A 20,584-nucleotide genomic window follows, 5' to 3' on the forward strand; every position below is an offset into this window, starting at 1 on the left:
GAAAACCCCCGCCTCCGGCACGAACCCGCCTGCGTCGAGGCGGGGCCGTGCCGAAAACGGGGGTTCTCGGAAAAGGCGCGAGAAGCGCCTAGCGCCAGAGGCCCTCGTCGTAGCGGCTGCCCTTCATGGCGAGCTGGCTCGTGGCCGCACCCGTCAGGAGCAGTGCGAACCCGAGGCCGACGTTCAGCGACTGGTCGGCGAGGTTGAAGGGGAAGAAGTTGCCGCCCCAGTCCATGAACGCCAGGCCGTACAGCCAGATCACGAGGAAGACCATGCCGAAGCCGAGCAGGTAGCCGGTGGCGGCGAGGCTGAACGGGGCACGGGCGGCGCCGAGGCCGATGAGGCCGAAGACGATCCAGACGATGTTCGAGAAGATCGAGTTCTGGAAGATGTTGAAGATGAACGAGGTCGAGGACGGCCCGATGAAGTGGATCTCGCCGAGGTGCTGCGTCACGCCGGGGATGAACCCGAGGATGCCGAACACGACCATCAGGATTCCGACGACGGTCGCCGCGCCCTGGGCCGGCCCGGTCTTGAGGCGGGTGAAGGTCTGGGCAGGCCGTGTTGTCGTCGTGCTCATGGCGGGTCCTTTCTGGGAGGTACCCCCTAGTCAACACTTCCCAGGGCCTTTCCACCCAATCGAGACCCGTTCGACACGCCGCTCATCATGTCGATGCACCCCCGTTACGCTCCGATCATGACCACTGACGCACGATTCGGGATCGAGTTCTCCGAGCATCCCACGCCAGGCCTGCCCCTCGACGGCATGTCGACGACACGTGTGGGTCACGTCTGGAGCGAGGACGCCCAGCACCTCGTGGAGCGCGGCGACGGCGCGATCTTCGTCGTCGACCCGAGCGGCGCGAACCCGCTCTTCGTCAACTCGAGTCTCGCCGCGACCCACGCCTTCCTCGAAGCGTTCCGCCTCTTCTACCTGGTCGAACGGCCGACCCCGTACGCAGCGAAGCCGACGATGACCGTGGCCGAGGCTCGGGCGAAGCTGGCCCGCCTGCACCGCGGCGAGCCCGAACCGGTCGTGGCGGCCGAAGAGCCGATTCCGCGGGGCGAACGGCTCGCGGCGCTCCGCGCAGACCTCGAAACGCGGGATGCACCCGCCCTCGAGCCGGCCACGTGGTGGTCCCGCGTCCTCGACGAGCTCGCGACGGCGCGCGTCTGACTCGACCGCGTCTGACTACTCGGCGGCAGCAGCGACGGCGGCCGCCACGGCGTCGACGACCGGCGTCGTGCCTCCGACCAGCTCCCAGGTGTGACCGGCGGCGCGGGGCTCGTCGAGGACGGCGACCACGACAGCGGCCAGGTCGGCTCGCGAGATCGAGGCTCCGCGGGGGACGTCCACGCCGAGCGTGACACCGTCGGTCGCGAGGTTCTCGGTCAGTTCGGCGGGCTCGAGAACGGTCCAGCCGAGGCCGGACGAGCGCAGGTGGGCATCCCCCGCTCGCTTCGCCTCGTAGTAGGCCTCCCAGAACGACCCGGTCAGCGTGGGGGGAGTGCCCGCCGTGGCTCCGATCGCGGAGATCTGCACGAAGCGCGGAACTCCGGCCGCCACGGCGGCGTCGATGGACTTGATCGCGCCGTCGCGATCGATGCTCTCGACGCTGCCGCCGTTGCTCCCGACCCCGGCGGCGAAGACGACCGCATCCGCCTCGGTGAACGCCGCCGCGAACTCGTCCACGGTGCCCGTCTCGAGGTCGAGGACGTCGGGGTGGCCGCCGAGCGAGACCAGGTGGTCGGCCTGTGCGGGATGGCGGATGAGCGGCACGACGTGGTCGCCCCGGTTCGACAGCCGGGAGATGAGGTGTCGGGCCGTGAGCCCGTTGCCTCCGACGATGACGATGCGGGCCATCAGACGGCCTCTCCGAGCGGGCCGCCGGAGGTGGCGGTGCCGGTGGCGAACCAGATCTCGCCGAAGGAGTGCTTCTCGGCGGCGTCGGCGAACGTGCTGCGCAGATCGGCGGCGGCCCCGTCGACGACGAGCACCTCGAGTCCGCGTTCGAGCAGCCCGGCCATGAGCTCGGGGACGAAACCGTGATCGGCGAGCGCGACGGCGCTCGCGTCCACCTCGACGTGGGCGGCACTGACGTCGTCGGGGAGTCCGGCGGCGAGCTGGCGACCGGTGGCGGCGTCTTCGACGACGGGTGGCAGGGTGATCGTGACCATCCGGGCATCTAAGCAGGCTTGGCCGGAAAAGCCCTCCAGGAGTCGTCCCGTGTCAGCGGGGGAGCGGAGCGACGGGTGCAGGCCGGTGGATGGCGCCGTCCGTCTCGCGCAGCTTCGACGCCGACGCCCCGGAGCGCGAGACGAGGACCTCCGCCAGGATCGAGACGGCGGTCTCCTCCGGCGTGGAGGCGCCGAGGTCGAGCCCGATGGGGGAGTGCAGCCGGTCGACCCCGGCTATCTTGCGCATCCGCAGCTCGTCGACTCGTCGCGCGTGCGTGGTCCTCGAGCCCATGGCACCGACGTAGCCGGCGCCACTCGCGAGGGCGAGCTCGACGAGGTCGGTGTCGTACCGGTCGTCGTGGGAGAGGATCGCGATGACCGTCCGTTCGTCGACGTCGGTCCGGGCCAGGAATCGTGGCGGCCACTCGACCACGACCGCCTCGGCGGACGGAAACCGTTCGGGCGTCAGGAACACGGGACGCGCGTCGCACACGGTCACGCGGTAGCCCATCGTGGCGGCGGCGTTGGTCAGGGCGACGGCGTACTCGGTCGCGCCGAACACGAGCATCCGCGGCGGCGGCATCGACTTCTCGGTGAACGATCTCGAGGCGTCGCAGTCGTCCGGCCGTGCCACGGTCTCACCCAGCCGTGGGCCCTCGAGGATGCTCGAGACCTCGGTGGCCCGACCCGCCGACGCCTGCCGCAGCGCCGGCACGACCACCGGCGACTGCGGCGTGACGAGGGTGACGAGCACCTCGATCCGCCCCCCGCAGCTCAAGCCGACCGCGAACGCGTCCTCGTCACTGAACCCGTAGCCGGCCAGGGAGGCTCGGCCGGTCTCGAACGCCTCGAGACACGCCTCGTACACGGCTCCCTCCACACAGCCACCCGAGATGCTGCCGACGACGGTGCCGTCGGCCATCACCGCCATCGACGTGCCAACGGTCCGCGGGGCGCTGCCGACGACGGAGACGGCCGTCGCCAGAGCCACGGTCTCGCCGGCGTCCAGGCGGGCCAGCAGACGGTCGGCGATCTCGAACATGCCCCCAGTATCGATGCGGCAGGTTTCGTCCGTGTGTCCGGCCACGCCGCGCGTCGCACCCGGCGAGCGCCGCAGGCCCCGAGCAGGACGCCCCGCGCACCATGCCCCGGGCCGCACCCCGCGAGGAGGGGCTGCCCCGCGCAGAGGCGCAGCCGTTAACATGCGGGAGTGACGGATCCCCTGCTCGACTCCCTCCGACGTGCCGTCGAATCGGCACCCGACGACGTCGCCCTGCGGCTGCACCTCGGCAGGCTGCTGATCGAGGCGGGTCAGGAGCGCGAGGCCGTCGAGGTGGCTGCTGCGCTGGTCGCGCTGGCTCCCGACGACGCCGAGGCCCGGGCGCTCCTGCTTCGAGCGCTGAGCGGTCCGGCAGCGGCGACCCCGGCGGCCACCCCCGCGGCACCTCCTGCGGCCACCCCTGCCGCCCCGCCGGAGCGCGGCCCGAGCATCCCGCCCGCCCCTGCCGTTCCCGGCGGTATCGGTGCGCCGGTCTTCGACTGGAGCGCCGCGGAGGAGCAGGTGGAGGACGTCGTGCAGCCCGCCTTCGTCGACGAGGCGGGCCAGGAGACGACCGAGCCGTTCCTCGACGTGGAGCGCCCTCGCGTCACGCTGAAGGACGTCGGCGGCATGAGCGCCGTCAAGGAGCGCCTCAACGCCTCGTTCCTCGCCCCGCTCCAGAACCCCGAGCTGCGCAAGCTCTACGGCAAGAGCCTGCGCGGCGGGCTGCTGCTCTACGGGCCTCCCGGCTGTGGCAAGACCTTCCTCGCACGAGCCCTGGCGGGTGAGCTCGGTGCGTCGTTCCTCTCGATCGGGCTCACCGACGTCCTCGACATGTACATCGGCAACAGCGAGCGCAACCTGCACGAGGCCTTCCAGCTCGCCCGCCGGACGGCTCCGTGCGTGCTGTTCATCGACGAGATCGACGCCCTGGGCCAGCGTCGCAGTCAGACGCGCAGCGCCTCGGTCCGGGGCATCGTGAACCAGCTGCTCGCCGAGCTCGACGGCGTGACGGAGTCGAACGAGAACCTCTTCGTCCCGGCCGCCACGAATCAGCCGTGGGACGTCGACCCCGCTCTGCGGCGTCCCGGACGCTTCGACCGGACCGTGCTCGTGCTGCCGCCCGACACGGAGGCCCGCGCCTCGATCTTCCGGTCGCACCTGGCCGAGCGCCCCGTCGAGGCCATCGACGCGGCCAAGCTGGCCCGGGCCTCCGACGGGCTCTCGGGAGCCGACATCGCCTACGTCTGCGAGCTCGCCTCCGAGCGCGCCCTGCTCGACAGCGTGCGCAGCGGCACGGCCCGCTACATCCGCATGGAGGACCTCGAGGCCGCGCTGGGCGAGGTCCGTCCGTCGACGGGGCCGTGGCTCGACAGCGCCCGCAACGTGGTGCAGTTCGGCGACGACGACGGCACCTACGCCGAACTCCGCGCCTACCTGAAGAAGAACAAGCGCCTGTGAGCGACACCGAGTCGCACGCCGAGCGCGACCAGGCCGTGGCGCTGATCGACGCCGACCGACCGCTCGATGCGATCCGCGTGCTGTCGAGGGTCCTCGCCCGCGAGCCCGACGACGTCGTGGCCCTCGACCTGATGGGCCTCGCCCAGCGAGGGGCAGGGCGACCGCGGGATGCCCTGGCCGCCGCCACACGACTCCTCTCCTTGATCCCCGGGCACCCCTCGGCCCTGCGGACGGCCGCTCGGAGTCACAGCGCCCTCGGCGAGCACGACCTCGCGCACGAGGCGGCGGTGGCGGGCGTCCGATCCGCTCCCGACGACCCGGACGGGCTGATCACGCTGGCGGACGTCGTCCTCGGAGCGGGTTCGGCGACGCCGGAGGCGCTGTGGGCGGCCGAGAAGGCCGTCCGGATCGCGCCGTGGGCGAGTGCGACGCACGTGACGCTGGGCAACGTGCAGCGGCGCTCCAAGGAGCCGGCGAAGGCGCGTGCATCCTACCTTCAGGCCTTGACCATCGACCCGCACTCGGAGGCGGCGCGCAACAACCTCGCCCTGGTCGACCTCGACGCCAACCGCACGCAGTCGGCGGTCCGCATCTTCGGGCAGCTGCTGCGGGAAAACCCGCGCTACACGGTGGCGCACCGCAACCTCGTGATCGCGGTGACGGTGGCGTTCCGCAACATCCGGCTCTTCTTGATCGGGCCCTACATCGCGATGGTCCTGGTGGGCTTCGGCCTGTTCGGATCGACGCCGACGCAGCAGTACACCGGCCGCTGGACCGTCGCCCTCCTGTCGGTGGCGGCGGTGCTGCTCTACACGGGGCGGTTCCTGCGGGCGGGCGGGCCCGGGCTGCGGCGGTTCCTCGGGGCGACGTTCCGATCGAGCGCCCTGTTCGCCGTCTCGACCGTGCTGCTCTTCGTCGCCCCAGCGCTCTTCGTCTTCCAGGCCGCGTCGACACCGGTCTCGAGCGCGGGCCCCAGCCCTTCGACCGGCCAGTCGCTGCCGGTGATCGCCCTGATCATCGGCAATCTCGTGCTGCGTTCGTGGTCGAAGCGCACCCTCGCGACGCTGCCCTGACCGGCCGTGTTCCTTGCGGCGCTCTGAGAACCGAGGTCCGTCGAGGTGCACGCTGGGGGGACCCCTGACGCGAAAGGCTTCGAGATGACGGATGCACCCCTGACCGACGGCACGACCCCCACCACCGGGCGTGCCGTGCGCTTCGACCACTACGGCGACCGCGACGTCCTGCGCGTCGAAGAGGTCTCCGTGCGCGAGCCCGGCCCGGACGAGGTGCTGGTCGAGGTCAAGGCCGCGGGCACCAATCCCGGCGAGGCCGCCATCCGCCAGGGATTCCTGGACTCGATGTTCCCGGCGACCTTCCCCTCCGGGCAGGGCTCCGACTTCGCCGGAGTCGTCGTCGCCACGGGTTCCGACGTCACCGGTCGCGCGCCCGGCGACGAGGTGCTCGGCTGGTCGTGGGAGCGGTCGAGCCACGCCGAGTACGTCGTCGCCCCGGCCGCCCAGGTCACCGCCAAGCCCGGCCCGGTCTCCTGGGAGGTCGCCGGCTCGCTGTTCGTGGCCGGCACCACGGCGCGGGCGGCCGTCGACGCCGTGTCGCCCCGAGCGGGAGAGACCATCGTCGTCTCCGGCGCGGCAGGCGGAGTGGGGTCGATCGTGACGCAGCTGCTCGTCCTCCAGGGGGTCGACGTGATCGGCATCGCCTCCGAGGGCAACCACGACTGGCTGCGCTCGGTGGGAGCACGGCCGGTCGCCTACGGGGACGGCCTTCGAGCCCGGATCGACGAACTCGCCCCCGACGGCGTCTCCGCCCTCGTCGACACGTTCGGCGAGGAGTACGTGCGTCTCGGGATCGACCTGGGCGTCCCGGCCGAGCGCATCGAGACGATGATCGCCTTCGAGGCGGCCGCCGAGGTCGGAGCCCAGACCAAGGGCAGCACCGATGCAGCCAGCGCGACCGTGCTGCACGATCTCGTCATGCTCGTCTCGCACGGCAAGCTGAGCATCCCCGTCGACTCGGTCTTCGCCTTGGACGACGTGCAGCAGGCGTTCGAGAAGCTCGAGCAGCACCACGCCCACGGGAAGATCGTGCTCGTGCCGTGAGGCCTCGGCGCCCACCGCGAGTCACTAAACTGGTGGGCAACCCCTGACCTTAAGGATTAACACCATCGTGTCTGACGTCGAACCTCCCGTGGCCCCTTCTCCCATCGAAGCCCGCGAGGTCACCGAGACGTCGACCGGTTTCGAGCTGTTCCCGCAGAGGGAGGTCGTCGCGGTCCGCGTCGACGGCGCCCTCTTCGACATGGCCGCCAGCTTCGAGGCCGGCACCCACGCCGAGCCCGTCACCATCGACTCTCCGCAGGGTCTGCAGATCCTCCGCCACTCGGCCGCCCACGTCATGGCGCAGGCGGTCCAGGCGATCAACCCCGAGGCCAAGCTCGGCATCGGCCCGCCCATCGACGACGGCTTCTACTTCGACTTCGACGTGGCCGAGGCCTTCACGCCCGACGACCTGAAGCAGATCGAGAAGGGCATGGAGCGGATCGTCAAGGCGAATCAGCGCTTCGTGCGCCGCGTCGTCTCCGAAGACGAGGCCCGAGAGCTCATGGCGAACGAGCCCTACAAGCTCGAGCTGATCGGCCTCAAGGGTCCGGCCGGGCTCGACGAGGCCGCCGGCGACGCGGGGGAGTCCGTCGAGGTCGGCGGCGCCGAGCTCACCGTCTACGACAACGTCGACCCGAAGACCGGCGACGTCGTCTGGCGCGATCTCTGCCGCGGTCCGCACCTGCCGTCGACCCGCCTGATCCAGAACGGCTGGAAACTGATGCGCTCCGCCGGCGCCTACTGGCGCGGCTCGGAGAAGAACAAGCAGCTCCAGCGCATCTACGGCACCGCCTGGGCGACGAAAGACGCCCTCCGCGCCCACCTCGAGCGTCTCGAAGAGGCGGCCAAGCGCGACCACCGCAAGCTCGGCGCCGAGCTCGACCTGTTCTCCTTCCCCGACGAGCTCGGCTCGGGTCTGGCCGTCTTCCACCCCAAGGGCGGCATCATCCGCCGCACCATGGAGGACTACTCGCGCCAGCGCCACGAGGCCGAAGGCTACGACTTCGTCTACACGCCGCACATCACCAAGTCGAACCTGTACGAGACCAGCGGCCACCTCGCCTGGTACAAAGACGGCATGTTCCCCCCGATGCACCTCGACGAGGCCCGCAACGAGGAGGGCGAGATCGTGCGTCAGGGCGCCGACTACTACCTCAAGCCCATGAACTGCCCGATGCACATCCTCGTGTACCGCTCGCAGGGGCGCTCGTACCGCGACCTCCCGCTGCGCCTGTTCGAGTTCGGCGCCGTCTACCGCAACGAGAAGTCCGGCGTGATCCACGGCCTGACCCGCGTGCGTGGAATGACGCAGGACGACGCGCACATCTTCGCCAGCCGTGAAGAGATGGCCAACGAGATCAAGACGACCCTCAACTTCGTCCTCTCGCTGCTGCGCGACTACGGCCTCGACGACTTCTACCTCGAGCTCTCCACCAAAGACCCGGAGAAGTACGTCGGCGACGACGCCACCTGGGAGGAGGCGACCTCGACGCTCGAGCAGGTGGCTCGCGAGACCGGGCTCGAGCTCGTCCCCGACCCCGCCGGTGCCGCGTTCTACGGCCCCAAGATCTCGGTCCAGGCGCGGGACGCCATCGGCCGCACCTGGCAGATGTCGACCGTCCAGCTCGACTTCAACCTGCCCGAGCGCTTCGGCCTCGAGTACACCGCGGCCGACGGCACCCGCCAGCGTCCCGTGATGATCCACCGGGCCCTCTTCGGCACGGTCGAGCGCTTCTTCGGCGTGCTCACCGAGCACTACGCCGGGGCGTTCCCGGTCTGGCTCTCGCCTGTGCAGGTCGTCGGCATCCCCGTCGCCGAGGAGTACGGCGACTACCTCGACGGCATCGCCGCGCAGCTGAAGGCCCGCGGCGTCCGCGTGCAGGTCGACCACGGCAACGACCGCATGCCCAAGAAGATCCGCACGCACACCAAGCAGAAGGTGCCGTTCCAGCTCATCGCCGGCGAAGAGGATCGGGCCTCGGGCTCGGTCAGCTTCCGCTACCGCGACGGCACGCAGGAGAACGGCATCCCCGTCGCCGACGCGATCGAGAAGATCGTCACCGCGATCGAGACGAAGGCGCAGGTCTGACCGTGTCGTCGGGCGCCGGACCGTCGGGCGACGAACCGTCGCGCGACGGGGCGGGCTCGGCCTCCGACGGGTCCGTCCCCGTCCAGTCGTCGCGTGATTTCGCCGCAGCTCCCGACGCGTTCCAGCGCCTCTGGACCCCGCACCGTGCCGTCTACATCGAGAAGGGGCAGGGCGCCCACGACGACGACTGCCCGTTCTGCAGCGCGCCGGGCAAGACCGACGAAGACGCGCTCATCGTCGCTCGCGGAGAGCACGCCTACGTCCTGCTCAATCTGTATCCGTACAACCCCGGGCACCTGCTCGTGTGCCCCTACCGCCACGTCTCCACCTACGACCTCGCGACCGATGCCGAGGTGGCGGAGATCGCCTCGCTGACCCAGACGGCGATGCGAGTGCTCACGCGGGTCTCGCACGCCCAGGGCTTCAACATCGGCATGAACCAGGGCTCGGTGGGCGGGGCGGGCATCGCGGCGCACCTGCATCAGCATCTCGTGCCGCGCTACGGGGGCGACTCGAACTTCTTCCCGATCATCGCCGAGACGAAGGCGCTGACCCAGCTTCTCGGAGACGTCCGCAGCGCAGTGGCCGAAGCCTGGCCGTCGCCGTCCGACGAGGTGTGACGACTCGCGGTCCCGGCCGTCCGCGACACCGTAAGCTAGGGGGATCATGAGCGACAGCACCCCCACTCCCGTCACCGGCTCCTCCCTCGTCAAGCGCGGCCTCGCCGACATGCTGAAGGGCGGCGTCATCATGGACGTCGTCAACGTCGAGCAGGCCCTCATCGCCCAAGAGGCCGGTGCCACCGCCGTCATGGCCCTCGAGCGCGTCCCCGCCGACATCCGCGCACAGGGTGGCGTGGCTCGCATGAGCGACCCCGACATGATCGACGAGATCATCGCCGCCGTCACGATCCCGGTCATGGCCAAGGCCCGCATCGGCCACTTCGTCGAGGCACAGATCCTCCAGACCCTCGGCGTCGACTACATCGACGAGTCCGAGGTGCTGAGCCCCGCCGACTACGTCAACCACATCGACAAATGGAAGTTCGACGTGCCGTTCGTCTGCGGCGCCACCAACCTCGGCGAAGCGCTCCGTCGAATCACCGAGGGCGCGGCCATGATCCGCTCGAAGGGCGAGGCCGGAACCGGCGACGTCTCCGAGGCGACCAAGCACATCCGCACCATCAAGCGCGAGATCGCCGCTCTCCGCTTCCTTTCGCCCGACGAGCTCTACGTCGCAGCCAAAGACCTCCAGGCCCCGTACGACGTCGTCAAGGAGGTCGCCGAGACCGGCAAGCTCCCCGTGGTCCTGTTCACCGCGGGCGGCGTCGCCACCCCGGCCGACGCCGCGCTGATGATGCAGCTCGGTGCCGACGGCGTCTTCGTCGGCTCCGGCATCTTCAAGTCGGGCAACCCGGCCGAGCGTGCCGCCGCCATCGTCAAGGCCACCACTTTCTACGACGACCCCCAGGTCGTCGCCGACGCCTCGCGCGGTCTCGGCGAAGCCATGGTCGGCATCAACGTCGCCGACGTCCCGGCTCCGCACCGTCTCTCCGAGCGTGGCTGGTAGCAGCGCTCCTCGCGTCGGGGTCCTCGCGCTCCAGGGGGACTTCCGCGAGCACCTGCACGTCCTGACCTCCCTCGGGGCGACGGCCGTCCCGGTCCGACGCGAGGCTGAGCTTGCCGAGGTCGACGGACTCGTCATCCCCGGTGGCGAGTCGAGCGTGATGGACAAGCTGTCGCGCATGTTCGGTCTCGCCGAGCCCCTCAAGGCCGCGATCGCGTCGGGTCTGCCCGTCTACGGCACCTGCGCCGGCCTCATCATGCTGGCCGACCGCATCCTCGATGGAATGGCCGGGCAGCAGACTTTGGGTGGGCTCGACGTGGCGGTGCGCCGGAACGCCTTCGGTTCGCAACGCGAGTCGTTCGAGTCCGAGCTCGACGTCCCCGCCTTCGACGGCGAGCCCGTGCACGCGGTCTTCATCCGCGCACCCGTGGTCGAATCGGTCGGGCCGCTCGCGAGTCCTCTGGGCGTCCTCCCCGACGGCCGCGTCGTCGCCGTCGAGCAGGGCGCGCTCCTCGGCACCTCGTTCCACCCCGAGATGACCCACGACTACCGCTTCCACGCGCGCTTCCTCGACAAGGCCCGCACCTTCGCGTCCGCCCGCTGAAAACCGCGCCGGCTCGCCGTCTCGCGTCCGCCGCCGGCCGGACGGAGCGGCACCCGCCGGTGACCGCGGTCGCGGCTACACTTATCGGGACGTCTCGCGAGCCGCCGTCGGGCGCGTTCGCGAAAGCAGAACCGGGTCTCTGAGGGGCCCAGACGAAGGAGCACCGTGTCCGGGCATTCCAAGTGGGCAACGACCAAGCACCAGAAGGCTGTCGTCGACGGCCGTCGCGCGAAGTCGTTCGCGAAGCTGATCAAGAACATCGAAGTGGCTGCCAAGCTCGGCGGCGCCGACATGGAAGGCAACCCGACCCTCGTCGACGCCGTCCAGAAGGCCAAGAAGACCTCGGTCCCCAAAGACAACATCGACCGCGCCGTCAAGCGCGGCGCCGGTCTCTCCGGTGAGAGCGTCGACTACCAGACCATCATCTACGAGGGCTACGCAGCCAACGGCATCGCCCTCATGATCGAGTGCCTCACCGACAACAAGAACCGCGCGGCCGCCAACGTCCGCACGGTCATGTCGCGCAACGGCGGCACGATGGCCGACCCGGGCAGCGTCGCCTACAACTTCAGCCGCAAGGGTGTCATCACCGTCATGAAGACCGACGGTCTCAGCGAAGACGACGTCATGGGCGCCGTCCTCGACGCCGGAGCCGAAGACGTCGTCGACAAGGGCGCCGGGTTCGAGGTCCAGACCGACCCGAGCGACCTCGTCCCGACCCGTACCGCGCTCCAGGCCGCCGGCATCGACTACGACGCCGCCGACATCGAGTTCGTCCCCGGCCTCAAGGTCGAGGCCGACGCCGAGACGGCGCGCAAGGTCTTCCGCCTCATCGACGCGCTCGACGACGACGACGACGTGCAGAACGTCTACTCGAACATCGACGTCCCCGCCGACGTGCAGGCCGAGCTCGACGACGACGAGTAGGCCGCTCATCGTGAGCGGCCGCCGAGGCGCGCAGTGACGCTCCGCGTACTCGGCGTCGACCCCGGCCTCACCCGGTGCGGCGTCGGAATCATCGAGGTCGACGCGAAGCGCGTCCCCTCCCTGGTCTCGGTCCACACGATCCGATCGGCGGCCGACGCCCCCCTCGAGCAGCGGCTGATGATCATCGCGCGCGGCATCGAGGCCCTCGTCGACGAGTTCCAGCCCGACGCCATGGCGATCGAGCGGGTCTTCGCGCAGAACAACGTGCGCACGGTCATGGGCACAGCGCAGGTGTCGGGGCTCGCTCTCCGCGCAGCCGCCGAGCGGGGCATCCCCGTCGCACTCCACACCCCTTCGGAGGTGAAGGCCGCCGTCACCGGCTACGGGTCGGCCGACAAGGCGCAGGTCGGGGCGATGGTCGCTCGACTCCTCGGGCTCGACGCCGTACCGAAACCCGCAGACGCCGCGGATGCCCTCGCCCTCGCCATCTGCCACGCGTGGCGTCGCGATGCCGCTCGGGCTCCCGCATCCACCTCTCCCCAGGGCCTCACCCCTGCACAACGAGCGTGGCGCGACGCGGAGAAGAGCATCCGCACTCCTAGGCTGGGTCGATGATCTCGAGTCTCCGTGGTGCCGTGCTGTCCGCGAGCGGCGGCGCCCTCGTCGTCGAGATCGGGGGAGTAGGGCTCAAGGTCTCCGTCACCCCGCAGCTGGCGCTCACCTCGCCGGCCGGCTCCGTGGTCCAGCTCCACACCACCCTCATCGTGCGAGAAGACGACCTGTCGCTCTTCGGCTTCGCCACGGCCGACGAGCTCGTTCTCTTCGATCTTCTCCGTGGCGTGACCGGCGTCGGCCCCAAGTCGGCCCTCGGCGTGCTCGGCCACCTCACCCCGTCGCAGATCGCCTCGGCCGTGGCCACGGAAGACGACGCGGCCTTCCGTCGTGTCTCCGGCATCGGCCCGAAGACGGCCAAGCTCATCGTGGTCCAGCTCACCGGCAAGCTCGACATCCGCATCCAGGCGCCGAGCGTCACGGCCACGAGCTCGACCGCCGCCGACGTCCTCGTAGCCCTCGTCGGCCTCGGCTGGTCCGAGCGCGACGCCCAAGCCGCCATCGACGACGTCCTCGAAGACGCCGACGCCTCCGTCAGCTCGGCCGTGCCGGCGCTCCTGCGCGCCGTCCTGACCCGCCTCGGGCCTGCCGCCCGCACGGGGGCCTCGCGATGAGCGAAGACCTCACCAAGCCCGAACTCGAGTCCGAGGCCGAGCTGGCGTTCGAGGGTGCGCTCCGCCCCAAGTCGCTCACCGAGTTCGTCGGGCAGACGAAGGTCCGCGGGCAGCTCGAGCTCCTCCTGAAGGCCGCGGCGATGCAAGACCGCACGCCCGACCACATCCTCCTCGCCGGCCCTCCCGGGCTCGGCAAGACCACTCTCGCGATGATCGTCGCGCACGAGTCGAACCGTCCGCTGCGCATGTCGTCCGGCCCCGCCATCCAACATGCCGGCGACCTCGCCGCGGTCCTGTCCTCGCTGGTGCCCGGCGAGGTCCTCTTCATCGACGAGATCCACCGCATGACACGCTCGGCCGAAGAGATGCTGTACCTCGCGATGGAGGACTTCCGCATCGACATCATGGTCGGCAAGGGGGCCGGAGCGACGAGCATCCCCCTCGAGCTGTCGCCCTTCACCCTGGTCGGGGCCACCACCCGCTCGGGCCTCCTGCCGAACCCCCTGCGCGACCGCTTCGGCTTCACGGCGCACCTCGAGTTCTACGACGAGTCCGAGCTGTACGAGGTCCTGCGCCGGGCCGCGGCTCTGCTCGATGTTGAGATCGACAAGGACGCCCTGCGCGAGATCGCCGGCCGATGCCGTGGCACGCCCCGCATCGCCAACCGTCTCCTCCGCCGTGTGCGCGACTACGCGCTGGTCCATGGCCGACGCGCGGACATCACCACGGTGCGCGAGGCACTCGACCTCTACGACGTCGACGCGCTCGGGCTCGACCGCCTCGACCGGGGAGTCCTGGAAGCGATCCTCAAGCGATTCGACGGCGGACCGGTCGGGCTCAACACGCTCGCCGTGTCGGTCGGAGAAGAGGCGGACACCATCGAATCCGTGGTCGAACCCTTCCTGGTCCGGGTCGGTCTCCTCACCCGGACACCGCGCGGTCGACTCGCCACGCCCGAAGCCTGGCGGCACTTCGGCATCGAGCGGCACACAGGGGGGCTCTTCGGCGATGGCCTATAATCGCCGGAGGCTTCTCAGCGGCCGCGACTGAAACCATCGCGACATCCCTCCCACCGCTCGTCCCGCGTTCATCGGAACGCCCTTCGCGAAAGTAGAAAAGTCATGGACTTTCCCACAATCATCATGCTCGTCCTGCTGGTGGTGTTGATCTTCTTCATCTTCCGCAACCGTCGCAAGCGTCAGGCCGACCAGGCCAACCTGCAGACCAAGATGGTCCCCGGCGTCGACCTCATGCTCACCTTCGGCATCTACGGCAAGCTCGTCTCCATCAACGAAGAGGAGAACGTCGCCGAGGTCGAGATCGCACCCGGCACGGTCATCAAGGTCCACCGTCAGACCCTCGGCCGCGTCGTCGAGCCGGTCGTGGCCGAGAGCGCCGACGGCGTCGTCGCGAGCTCCGCCTCCGAGGGCGGGTCCACCCCGACCTACTCGCTCAACGAAGACCACGCCATCCCCTCGGCGGCGCCGGAGTTCGGCGAGCGGGTCGACCTGACCAAGCGCACCACCACCGACACCGACAAAGACGCCTGACCCGTCTTTGTGCCGTATCCGGCCATCCGGCCGGATTCCCACCCGGTGAGCGCGCGCTCTTCGCTGCGCCCACCGCATGAGAAAGCAGAGTTCCTCCGTGGCACGATCGACGCCCGCGAAGAAGGCCCTTCGTTCCCTGACCTGGTTGCTGATCATCATCGCGGCCATCGCAGCCCTCAACGGGGCCGCGACGATCATCCACAAGACGACGAACTCGACCAACGGCTGGTGGACCAACGCGAGCTTCGTGCCCGAGCTGGCACTCGACCTGCAGGGCGGCACGCAGATCACCCTGCAGGCTCAGCTCCAGTCTGGTGACACGGTCTCGAGCGACCAGCTCAACCAGGCCGTGTCGATCATCCGCCAGCGCATCAACTCGAACGGCGTCTCCGAGGCGGAGATCAACACCCAGGGCAAGAACAACATCGTCGTCTCGATCCCGGGCAAGCCCGACGCCGCAACGCTGCAGCGCATCGAGCAGGCCGCCCGCCTGACCTTCCGACCCGTGCTCTACACGGCCACGGCGACGAACACCTCGGTCGGCACCGACAAGGCCGGCAAGGTCACCTCCAGCCCGACGCCGTACGCGCCCCCCGCGACCCTCAGCAACGTGCCGACCGCCAAGCCCACCAACGGCAGCGACCTGAACTACATCACTGCGAAGGTCGCCGACCTCTTCACCAACTACAACTGCGACGCCCCCGACGACGTCTCGACGGCCCCCGACAACAAGCCGCTCGTCACCTGCTCGACCGACGGCACGTCGAAGTACATCCTCGGTCCGGTCGAGGTCCAGGGCTCCAACATCAGCGACGCCACCTCCGGCCTCGCCACCAACTCTCAGGGCAACAGCACCGGCCAGTGGGCCGTCAACATCACCTTCGACGGCAAGGGCACCACCGACTTCAAGAACGTCACCAGCCGGCTCGTCTCCCTCACCGCCCCCGAGAACGAGTTCGCGATCGTCCTCGACGGTCAGATCATCACCGCGCCGACCACCAACAGCGCCATCACGAACGGCCAGGCGCAGATCACCGGCTCGTTCACCTCCGACAGCGCCAAGACGCTCGCCGACCAGCTCAAGTTCGGCGCCCTGCCGATCAACTTCACGGTCCAGAGCAACGAGGTCATCTCCGCCACGCTGGGCACCACGTCGCTGCTGAGCGGCCTGATCGCAGGCCTCATCGGCCTCCTGCTGGTCATCATCTACTCGGTCATCCAGTACCGCGCCCTCGCCTTCGTCACGGTCCTCTCGCTGGCGATCTCCGGCGTGATCACGTACCTCGTCATCGACTTCCTCTCCTGGCACGACGGCTACCGCCTGTCGCTCGCCGGCGTGGCGGGTCTGATCGTCGCCATCGGCATCACGGCCGACTCGTTCATCGTCTACTTCGAACGAATACGCGACGAGTTGCGCGACGGGCGGCCGCTCGAATCCGCGGTCGAGGCCGGTTGGAAGCGCGCGATCCGCACCATCCTGGCGTCCGACTCGGTCAACTTCCTCGCCGCCGTCACGCTCTACATCCTCGCCGTCGGCAACGTGAAGGGCTTCGCGCTCACGCTGCTCATCACGACCCTGATCGACGTCGTCGTCGTCTGCCTCTTCACGCACCCGATGCTGCGCCTCATCGCCGGCACCCGGTACTTCGGCGGCGGGCACAAGTTCTCGGGCCTCGACCCGGTCGCGCTCGGTGCCGTCTACCGCGGTCGCGCCCAGTTCCGCGAGCCCGTCGTCAAGGGCCGTAAGAAGGCCGGCGGCAACGAGGCCCTCAAGCGTCAGACGATTGCGGAGCGGAAGGCGGCGGAGGCCTCGGCAGCGCGCAACGGCCTCGACGCGGGCAGTGCATCCCACGGAAGCGATGCCCCGATGACCGACCAGAAACCGACCGACGACAGGAAGGACAGCTGATGGCGAGCTTCTCGCAGTTCGGCAACGACCTCTACACCGGGGCCCGTTCGTACAACATCGTCGGCCGTCGCAAGATCTGGTACGGCATCGCGATCGTCATGATCCTGGCCGCGGTGATCATCCCGATCTTCCGGGGCGGCTTCCAGTTCAGCATCGACTTCACCGGCGGTTCCGAGTACCAGATCTCGGGCCTCAAGAACCCCGATCAGACGATCGCCACCGACACCGTCAAGAAGTTCGACCCGAACGCCACCGCTCTGGTCACCGTGGTCGGCGGCAGCACCGTCCGCGTGCAGACCAACCAGCTCACGACCCAGCAGACCGACACGCTGGGCAACCAGCTCGCCTCGGCCTATCACACCGACACGAAGAACGTCGCGACGTCGTTCATCGGCGCGACCTGGGGCGGAGACATCACGACCCAGGCGATCCGGGGTCTGGTCATCTTCCTGATCCTGGCCGCCATCTTCATGACCATCTACTTCCGCACCTGGAAGATGGCCGCGGCGGCAATGATCTCGCTACTCCACGACCTCGTCATCACTGCGGGCGTCTACGGGGTCCTGGGCTTCCAGGTCTCGCCCGCGGCCGTGATCGGCTTCTTGACGATCCTCGGCTACTCGCTCTACGACACCGTGGTGGTGTTCGACAAGATCCGCGAGAACAACGCCGAAGACAAGAACGGCTCGGCCCGCACCTTCGCCCAGTCGGTCAACCTCGCCGTCAACCAGACGCTGGTGCGATCGATCAACACGTCGGTCGTGGCTCTGCTGCCCGTCGCCGCGATCCTCTTCATCGGGTCGCTGCTCCTCGGTGCCGGCACGCTGCGTGACATCTCGCTCTCGCTCTTCATCGGAATCCTGGTCGGCACCTACTCGACCATCTTCATCGCGGCTCCGGTGTACTCGCAGTTCCGGGGGCACGAGAAGCTGGTCAAGAAGGCGGACGCCAAGAAGATCGACCAGCAGGCGGTCTCGCAGTGAGCGACGGGTCGACGACCGGTGCCCCGACGGCAGGCGGGCGCGAAGCCGTGACGGCGGACGAGGCCATCGCCCTCGTCTCGGCCGGCGCCTACCTCCTCGACGTCCGCGAACAGCACGAATGGGATTCCGGGCACGCCCCCGACGCCCACATGCTGCCGATGTCCGAGCTGGGCACCCGCCTCTCCGAGGTGCCCGACGACCGCGAGGTCCTCGTCGTCTGCCACATCGGCGGTCGGTCGGCACGCGTGACCGCCGCCCTTCGCGAGAACGGCTTCGACGCGATCGACGTTCTGGGCGGAATGGTGGCCTGGCAGCACGCTGAGGGCGAACTGACGAGCGAGAACGGGTCCGAGCCGCAAGTCGGCTGACCGATCCCGCTATTCTGGAGTTTCGACTCGAGGTGAGAGTGGGCGTCCATGACGACTGAGATCGCGAAGTCCGACCGGTCCGAGCCCGGTCAGCTGGCGGCGGCCGGCCCCGTGCCTCAGCCCGCCCCGCCGCAGTCGACCGCGTCTCTCCGCACTCTGCTCCCGCGACTCTTCTCGCGCAGTCAGCCCGCCGGCGCCGTCGATCGACTGATCAAGACGGTGCGCATGCACCACCCCAAGGCCGACCTGTCGATCATCGATCGCGCCTACACGGTCGCCGAGCATGCGCACGACGGCCAGCTCCGCAAGAGCGGCGAGCCCTACATCACGCATCCGGTGGCCGTGGCGCAGATTCTCGCCGACCTCGGCATCGGAGCCAAGACGATCGCCGCCGCGCTCCTGCACGACACCGTCGAAGACACCGACTACACCCTCGACATGCTCCGCACCGATTTCGGCGACGAGATCGCCATGCTCGTCGACGGCGTCACCAAGCTCGACAAGCTGAAGTACGGCGACAGCGCCCAGGCCGAGACCGTCCGCAAAATGGTCGTCGCCATGTCGAAAGACATCCGCGTGCTCGTCATCAAGCTCGCCGACCGGCTCCACAACGCCCGCACCTGGGGCTTCGTGGAGTCCGAGTCGGCGACGCGGAAGGCCACCGAGACCCTCGAGATCTACGCGCCGCTGGCTCACCGCCTCGGTATCCAGACCATCAAGTGGGAGCTCGAAGACCTGAGCTTCGCGGTTCTCCACCCCAAGCTCTACGTCGAGATCGACAGCCTCGTCAAGCAGCGCACCCCGCAGCGCGAGCAGTTCGTGCAGAACGTCATCAACGCCGTCAAGAGCGACCTCAAGTCGTCGCGAATCCGCGGCGACGTCGTCGGTCGGCCGAAGCAGTACTACTCGATCTACCAGAAGATGATCGTTCGCGGGCGCGAGTTCGACGAGATCTACGACCTCGTCGGAATCCGGGTCCTCGTCAACTCCCTCCGCGACTGCTACGCCGTGCTGGGCTCGATCCACGCGCGCTGGAACCCGATCCCCGGTCGCTTCAAGGACTACATCGCGACCCCGAAGTTCAACCTGTACCAGTCGCTGCACACCACCGTCATCGGCCCCAAGGGCCGTCCCGTCGAGATCCAGATCCGCACGCACGAGATGCACCAGCGGGCCGAGTTCGGCGTCGCCGCGCACTGGAAGTACAAGCAGCGCATGAACGGCGGCAAAGACACCCAGAACGACCCCAAGACCGAGACCGACATGGCGTGGCTCGCGCACATCTCCGACTGGCAGGCCGAGACGGCCGACCCGGGGGAGTTCCTCGACAGCCTCCGGTTCGAGATCGGCGCCAAGGAGGTCTACGTCTTCACGCCGCAGGGCAAGGTCATCGGCCTGCCCTCCGGTGCGACGCCGGTCGACTTCGCCTACGCCGTCCACACCGAGGTCGGTCACCGCACCATGGGCGCGAAGGTCAACGGTCGACTCGTCCCCCTCGAGTCCACCCTGACCTCGGGCGACGTCGTCGAGGTGTTCACCTCCAAGAACCCCGACTCCGGCCCCTCCCAGGACTGGCTCACGTTCGTCAAGAGCCCCCGGGCCCGCAACAAGATCCGCCAGTGGTTCACCAAGGAGCGCCGAGACGAGGCCGTCGAGCAGGGCAAGGACGCCATCGCGCGGGCCATGCGCAAGCAGAACCTCCCGCTGCAGAAGTTGATGTCGCAAGACTCCATCGCCGAGGTCGCCAACGCGATGCGCTACGACGACATCACCGCGCTCTACGCCGCTGTCGGCGAAGGGCACATCTCCACGCAGTCCGTCATCGAGAAGATCCTCGCCGCGGTCCAGACGCAGACCGACGAGGACAGCGACGCCGATCTCGAGTTCCCGTCGAAGGGCCGGCCCCGCCCGCTCCGCAACAGCGACTCGGGTGTGCTCGTTCGAGGAGCCCCGGACATCCTCGTCAAACTGGCCAAGTGCTGCACCCCGGTGCCGGGCGACCAGATCGTCGGCTTCGTGACGCGTGGGCAAGGCGTCAGCGTGCACCAGGCCACCTGTCACAACGTGCAGGGCCTGATGGCCGAGCCCGAGCGCATGATCGACGTCTCCTGGGCCCCCTCGTCGAAGAGCGTCTTCTTGGTGCAGATCCAGATCGAGGCGCTCGATCGGTCGGGCCTGCTCTCCGACGTCACGCGTGTCCTCTCCGAGCACCACGTCAACATCCTGTCGGCGACGGTCTCGACCTCCCAGGAGCGCCTGGCGCTCAGCCGCTTCGTGTTCGAGATGGGCGACACGACGCACCTCGACCGCGTGCTGAACGCGGTGCGGCGCATCGACGCCGTGTACGACGTCTACCGGGTGAGCGCGGGCTAGAGGTCGGGGCGCACGGCCCTACCCCGCCCGCGCAAGACCTCTGCCGACGGGGGTCCCGTGCGGTGTTCGGGGTCTGCACGAGAGCACGGCTGCTCGAATCGTCAGGCTCGTGGACCAGTACCCGAAAGACTGCCCCCTTCGACCCGCGTCGCGAACAGAGGAAGTTCACGCAGGGCTTCCTCACTTACGGACGT

Annotated in this window: 21 protein-coding genes; 17 read left to right on the top strand and 4 right to left on the bottom strand. The window is 69.0% G+C overall.

Annotation, left to right across the window (positions count from 1 at the left end):
- Positions 1 to 88: 88 nt before the first annotated feature.
- On the bottom strand, positions 89 to 580 hold the full coding sequence (locus ABEA39_RS04595) for a DUF4383 domain-containing protein (RefSeq protein WP_345373714.1): 492 nt from the start codon (positions 578 to 580) through the stop codon (positions 89 to 91).
- A 117-nt stretch (positions 581 to 697) separates the two neighbouring features.
- Between ABEA39_RS04595 and ABEA39_RS04600 the strand changes: the two genes are divergently transcribed.
- Positions 698 to 1,177: an SUKH-4 family immunity protein gene (locus ABEA39_RS04600; RefSeq protein WP_345373716.1), complete on the top strand. Its 480-nt coding sequence runs from the start codon at positions 698 to 700 to the stop codon at positions 1,175 to 1,177.
- A 15-nt stretch (positions 1,178 to 1,192) separates the two neighbouring features.
- On the opposite strand, the gene ABEA39_RS04605 is transcribed toward ABEA39_RS04600, so the two are convergent.
- The 3 genes from ABEA39_RS04605 to ABEA39_RS04615 are packed head-to-tail and all read right to left on the bottom strand — an operon-like array spanning position 1,193 to position 3,220.
- Positions 1,193 to 1,864, bottom strand: a complete 672-nt coding sequence (locus ABEA39_RS04605; protein ID WP_345373718.1) for an NAD(P)H-binding protein — start codon at positions 1,862 to 1,864, stop codon at positions 1,193 to 1,195.
- Positions 1,864 to 2,178: a hypothetical protein gene (locus ABEA39_RS04610; RefSeq protein ID WP_345373720.1), complete on the bottom strand. Its 315-nt coding sequence runs from the start codon at positions 2,176 to 2,178 to the stop codon at positions 1,864 to 1,866. Before ABEA39_RS04610 ends, ABEA39_RS04605 begins: the two co-directional genes overlap by 1 nt.
- Before the next feature lie 52 nt (positions 2,179 to 2,230).
- Entirely contained in the window at positions 2,231 to 3,220 is a 990-nt protein-coding gene (locus tag ABEA39_RS04615; RefSeq protein WP_345373722.1) for an XdhC family protein, read from the bottom strand.
- A gap of 168 nt (positions 3,221 to 3,388) precedes the next feature.
- Here ABEA39_RS04615 and ABEA39_RS04620 point away from each other — a divergent pair, with 168 nt between their 5' ends.
- The 16 genes from ABEA39_RS04620 (at position 3,389) to ABEA39_RS04695 (ending at position 20,390) form a co-directional block, all read left to right on the top strand.
- Positions 3,389 to 4,678 carry an ATP-binding protein gene (locus tag ABEA39_RS04620; RefSeq protein WP_345373724.1) on the top strand — a complete coding sequence of 430 codons (1,290 nt, stop codon included), beginning with the start codon at positions 3,389 to 3,391 and terminating at the stop codon, positions 4,676 to 4,678.
- On the top strand, positions 4,675 to 5,751 hold the full coding sequence (locus ABEA39_RS04625; protein WP_345373726.1) for a tetratricopeptide repeat protein: 1,077 nt from the start codon (positions 4,675 to 4,677) through the stop codon (positions 5,749 to 5,751). The genes ABEA39_RS04620 and ABEA39_RS04625 overlap by 4 nt, the downstream gene beginning before the upstream one ends.
- An 84-nt stretch (positions 5,752 to 5,835) precedes the next feature.
- Positions 5,836 to 6,795 carry an NADP-dependent oxidoreductase gene (locus tag ABEA39_RS04630; protein WP_345373728.1) on the top strand — a complete coding sequence of 320 codons (960 nt, stop codon included), beginning with the start codon at positions 5,836 to 5,838 and terminating at the stop codon, positions 6,793 to 6,795.
- A gap of 67 nt (positions 6,796 to 6,862) precedes the next feature.
- Positions 6,863 to 8,884 carry a threonine--tRNA ligase gene (gene thrS / locus ABEA39_RS04635; protein WP_345373730.1) on the top strand — a complete coding sequence of 674 codons (2,022 nt, stop codon included), beginning with the start codon at positions 6,863 to 6,865 and terminating at the stop codon, positions 8,882 to 8,884.
- A gap of 2 nt (positions 8,885 to 8,886) precedes the next feature.
- Entirely contained in the window at positions 8,887 to 9,504 is a 618-nt protein-coding gene (locus ABEA39_RS04640; RefSeq protein ID WP_345373732.1) for an HIT family protein, read from the top strand.
- Between the two features lie 46 nt (positions 9,505 to 9,550).
- Positions 9,551 to 10,453, top strand: a complete 903-nt coding sequence (gene pdxS / locus ABEA39_RS04645; RefSeq protein WP_345373734.1) for a pyridoxal 5'-phosphate synthase lyase subunit PdxS — start codon at positions 9,551 to 9,553, stop codon at positions 10,451 to 10,453.
- Positions 10,443 to 11,054 (top strand): pyridoxal 5'-phosphate synthase glutaminase subunit PdxT, encoded by a 612-nt coding sequence (gene pdxT / locus ABEA39_RS04650; RefSeq protein WP_345373736.1) that lies wholly within the window; start codon positions 10,443 to 10,445, stop codon positions 11,052 to 11,054. The genes pdxS and pdxT overlap by 11 nt, the downstream gene beginning before the upstream one ends.
- A 165-nt stretch (positions 11,055 to 11,219) precedes the next feature.
- A complete protein-coding gene (locus ABEA39_RS04655) occupies positions 11,220 to 11,981 on the top strand; it encodes a YebC/PmpR family DNA-binding transcriptional regulator (protein WP_345373738.1) in 762 nt (253 codons plus the stop codon).
- Positions 11,982 to 12,014: 33 nt separating this feature from the next.
- Complete coding sequence (gene ruvC, locus ABEA39_RS04660; RefSeq protein WP_345373740.1) at positions 12,015 to 12,596, top strand: crossover junction endodeoxyribonuclease RuvC; 582 nt, start codon at positions 12,015 to 12,017, stop codon at positions 12,594 to 12,596.
- A complete protein-coding gene (gene ruvA / locus ABEA39_RS04665) occupies positions 12,593 to 13,207 on the top strand; it encodes a Holliday junction branch migration protein RuvA (protein WP_345373742.1) in 615 nt (204 codons plus the stop codon). The genes ruvC and ruvA overlap by 4 nt, the downstream gene beginning before the upstream one ends.
- A complete protein-coding gene (ruvB, locus tag ABEA39_RS04670) occupies positions 13,204 to 14,226 on the top strand; it encodes a Holliday junction branch migration DNA helicase RuvB (protein ID WP_345373744.1) in 1,023 nt (340 codons plus the stop codon). Before ruvA ends, ruvB begins: the two co-directional genes overlap by 4 nt.
- A 102-nt stretch (positions 14,227 to 14,328) precedes the next feature.
- Entirely contained in the window at positions 14,329 to 14,757 is a 429-nt protein-coding gene (locus ABEA39_RS04675) for a preprotein translocase subunit YajC (RefSeq protein WP_345373746.1), read from the top strand.
- A gap of 97 nt (positions 14,758 to 14,854) precedes the next feature.
- Positions 14,855 to 16,666 (top strand): protein translocase subunit SecD, encoded by a 1,812-nt coding sequence (secD, locus tag ABEA39_RS04680; protein ID WP_345373748.1) that lies wholly within the window; start codon positions 14,855 to 14,857, stop codon positions 16,664 to 16,666.
- Complete coding sequence (secF, locus tag ABEA39_RS04685; RefSeq protein ID WP_345373750.1) at positions 16,666 to 17,649, top strand: protein translocase subunit SecF; 984 nt, start codon at positions 16,666 to 16,668, stop codon at positions 17,647 to 17,649. Before secD ends, secF begins: the two co-directional genes overlap by 1 nt.
- Complete coding sequence (locus ABEA39_RS04690) at positions 17,646 to 18,017, top strand: rhodanese-like domain-containing protein (protein ID WP_345373752.1); 372 nt, start codon at positions 17,646 to 17,648, stop codon at positions 18,015 to 18,017. The genes secF and ABEA39_RS04690 overlap by 4 nt, the downstream gene beginning before the upstream one ends.
- A gap of 48 nt (positions 18,018 to 18,065) precedes the next feature.
- On the top strand, positions 18,066 to 20,390 hold the full coding sequence (locus ABEA39_RS04695; protein WP_345373755.1) for a RelA/SpoT family protein: 2,325 nt from the start codon (positions 18,066 to 18,068) through the stop codon (positions 20,388 to 20,390).
- Positions 20,391 to 20,584 lie beyond the last annotated feature (194 nt).

It is taken from the genome of Frondihabitans cladoniiphilus, assembly GCF_039544345.1.
Lineage (GTDB): Bacteria > Actinomycetota > Actinomycetes > Actinomycetales > Microbacteriaceae > Frondihabitans > Frondihabitans cladoniiphilus.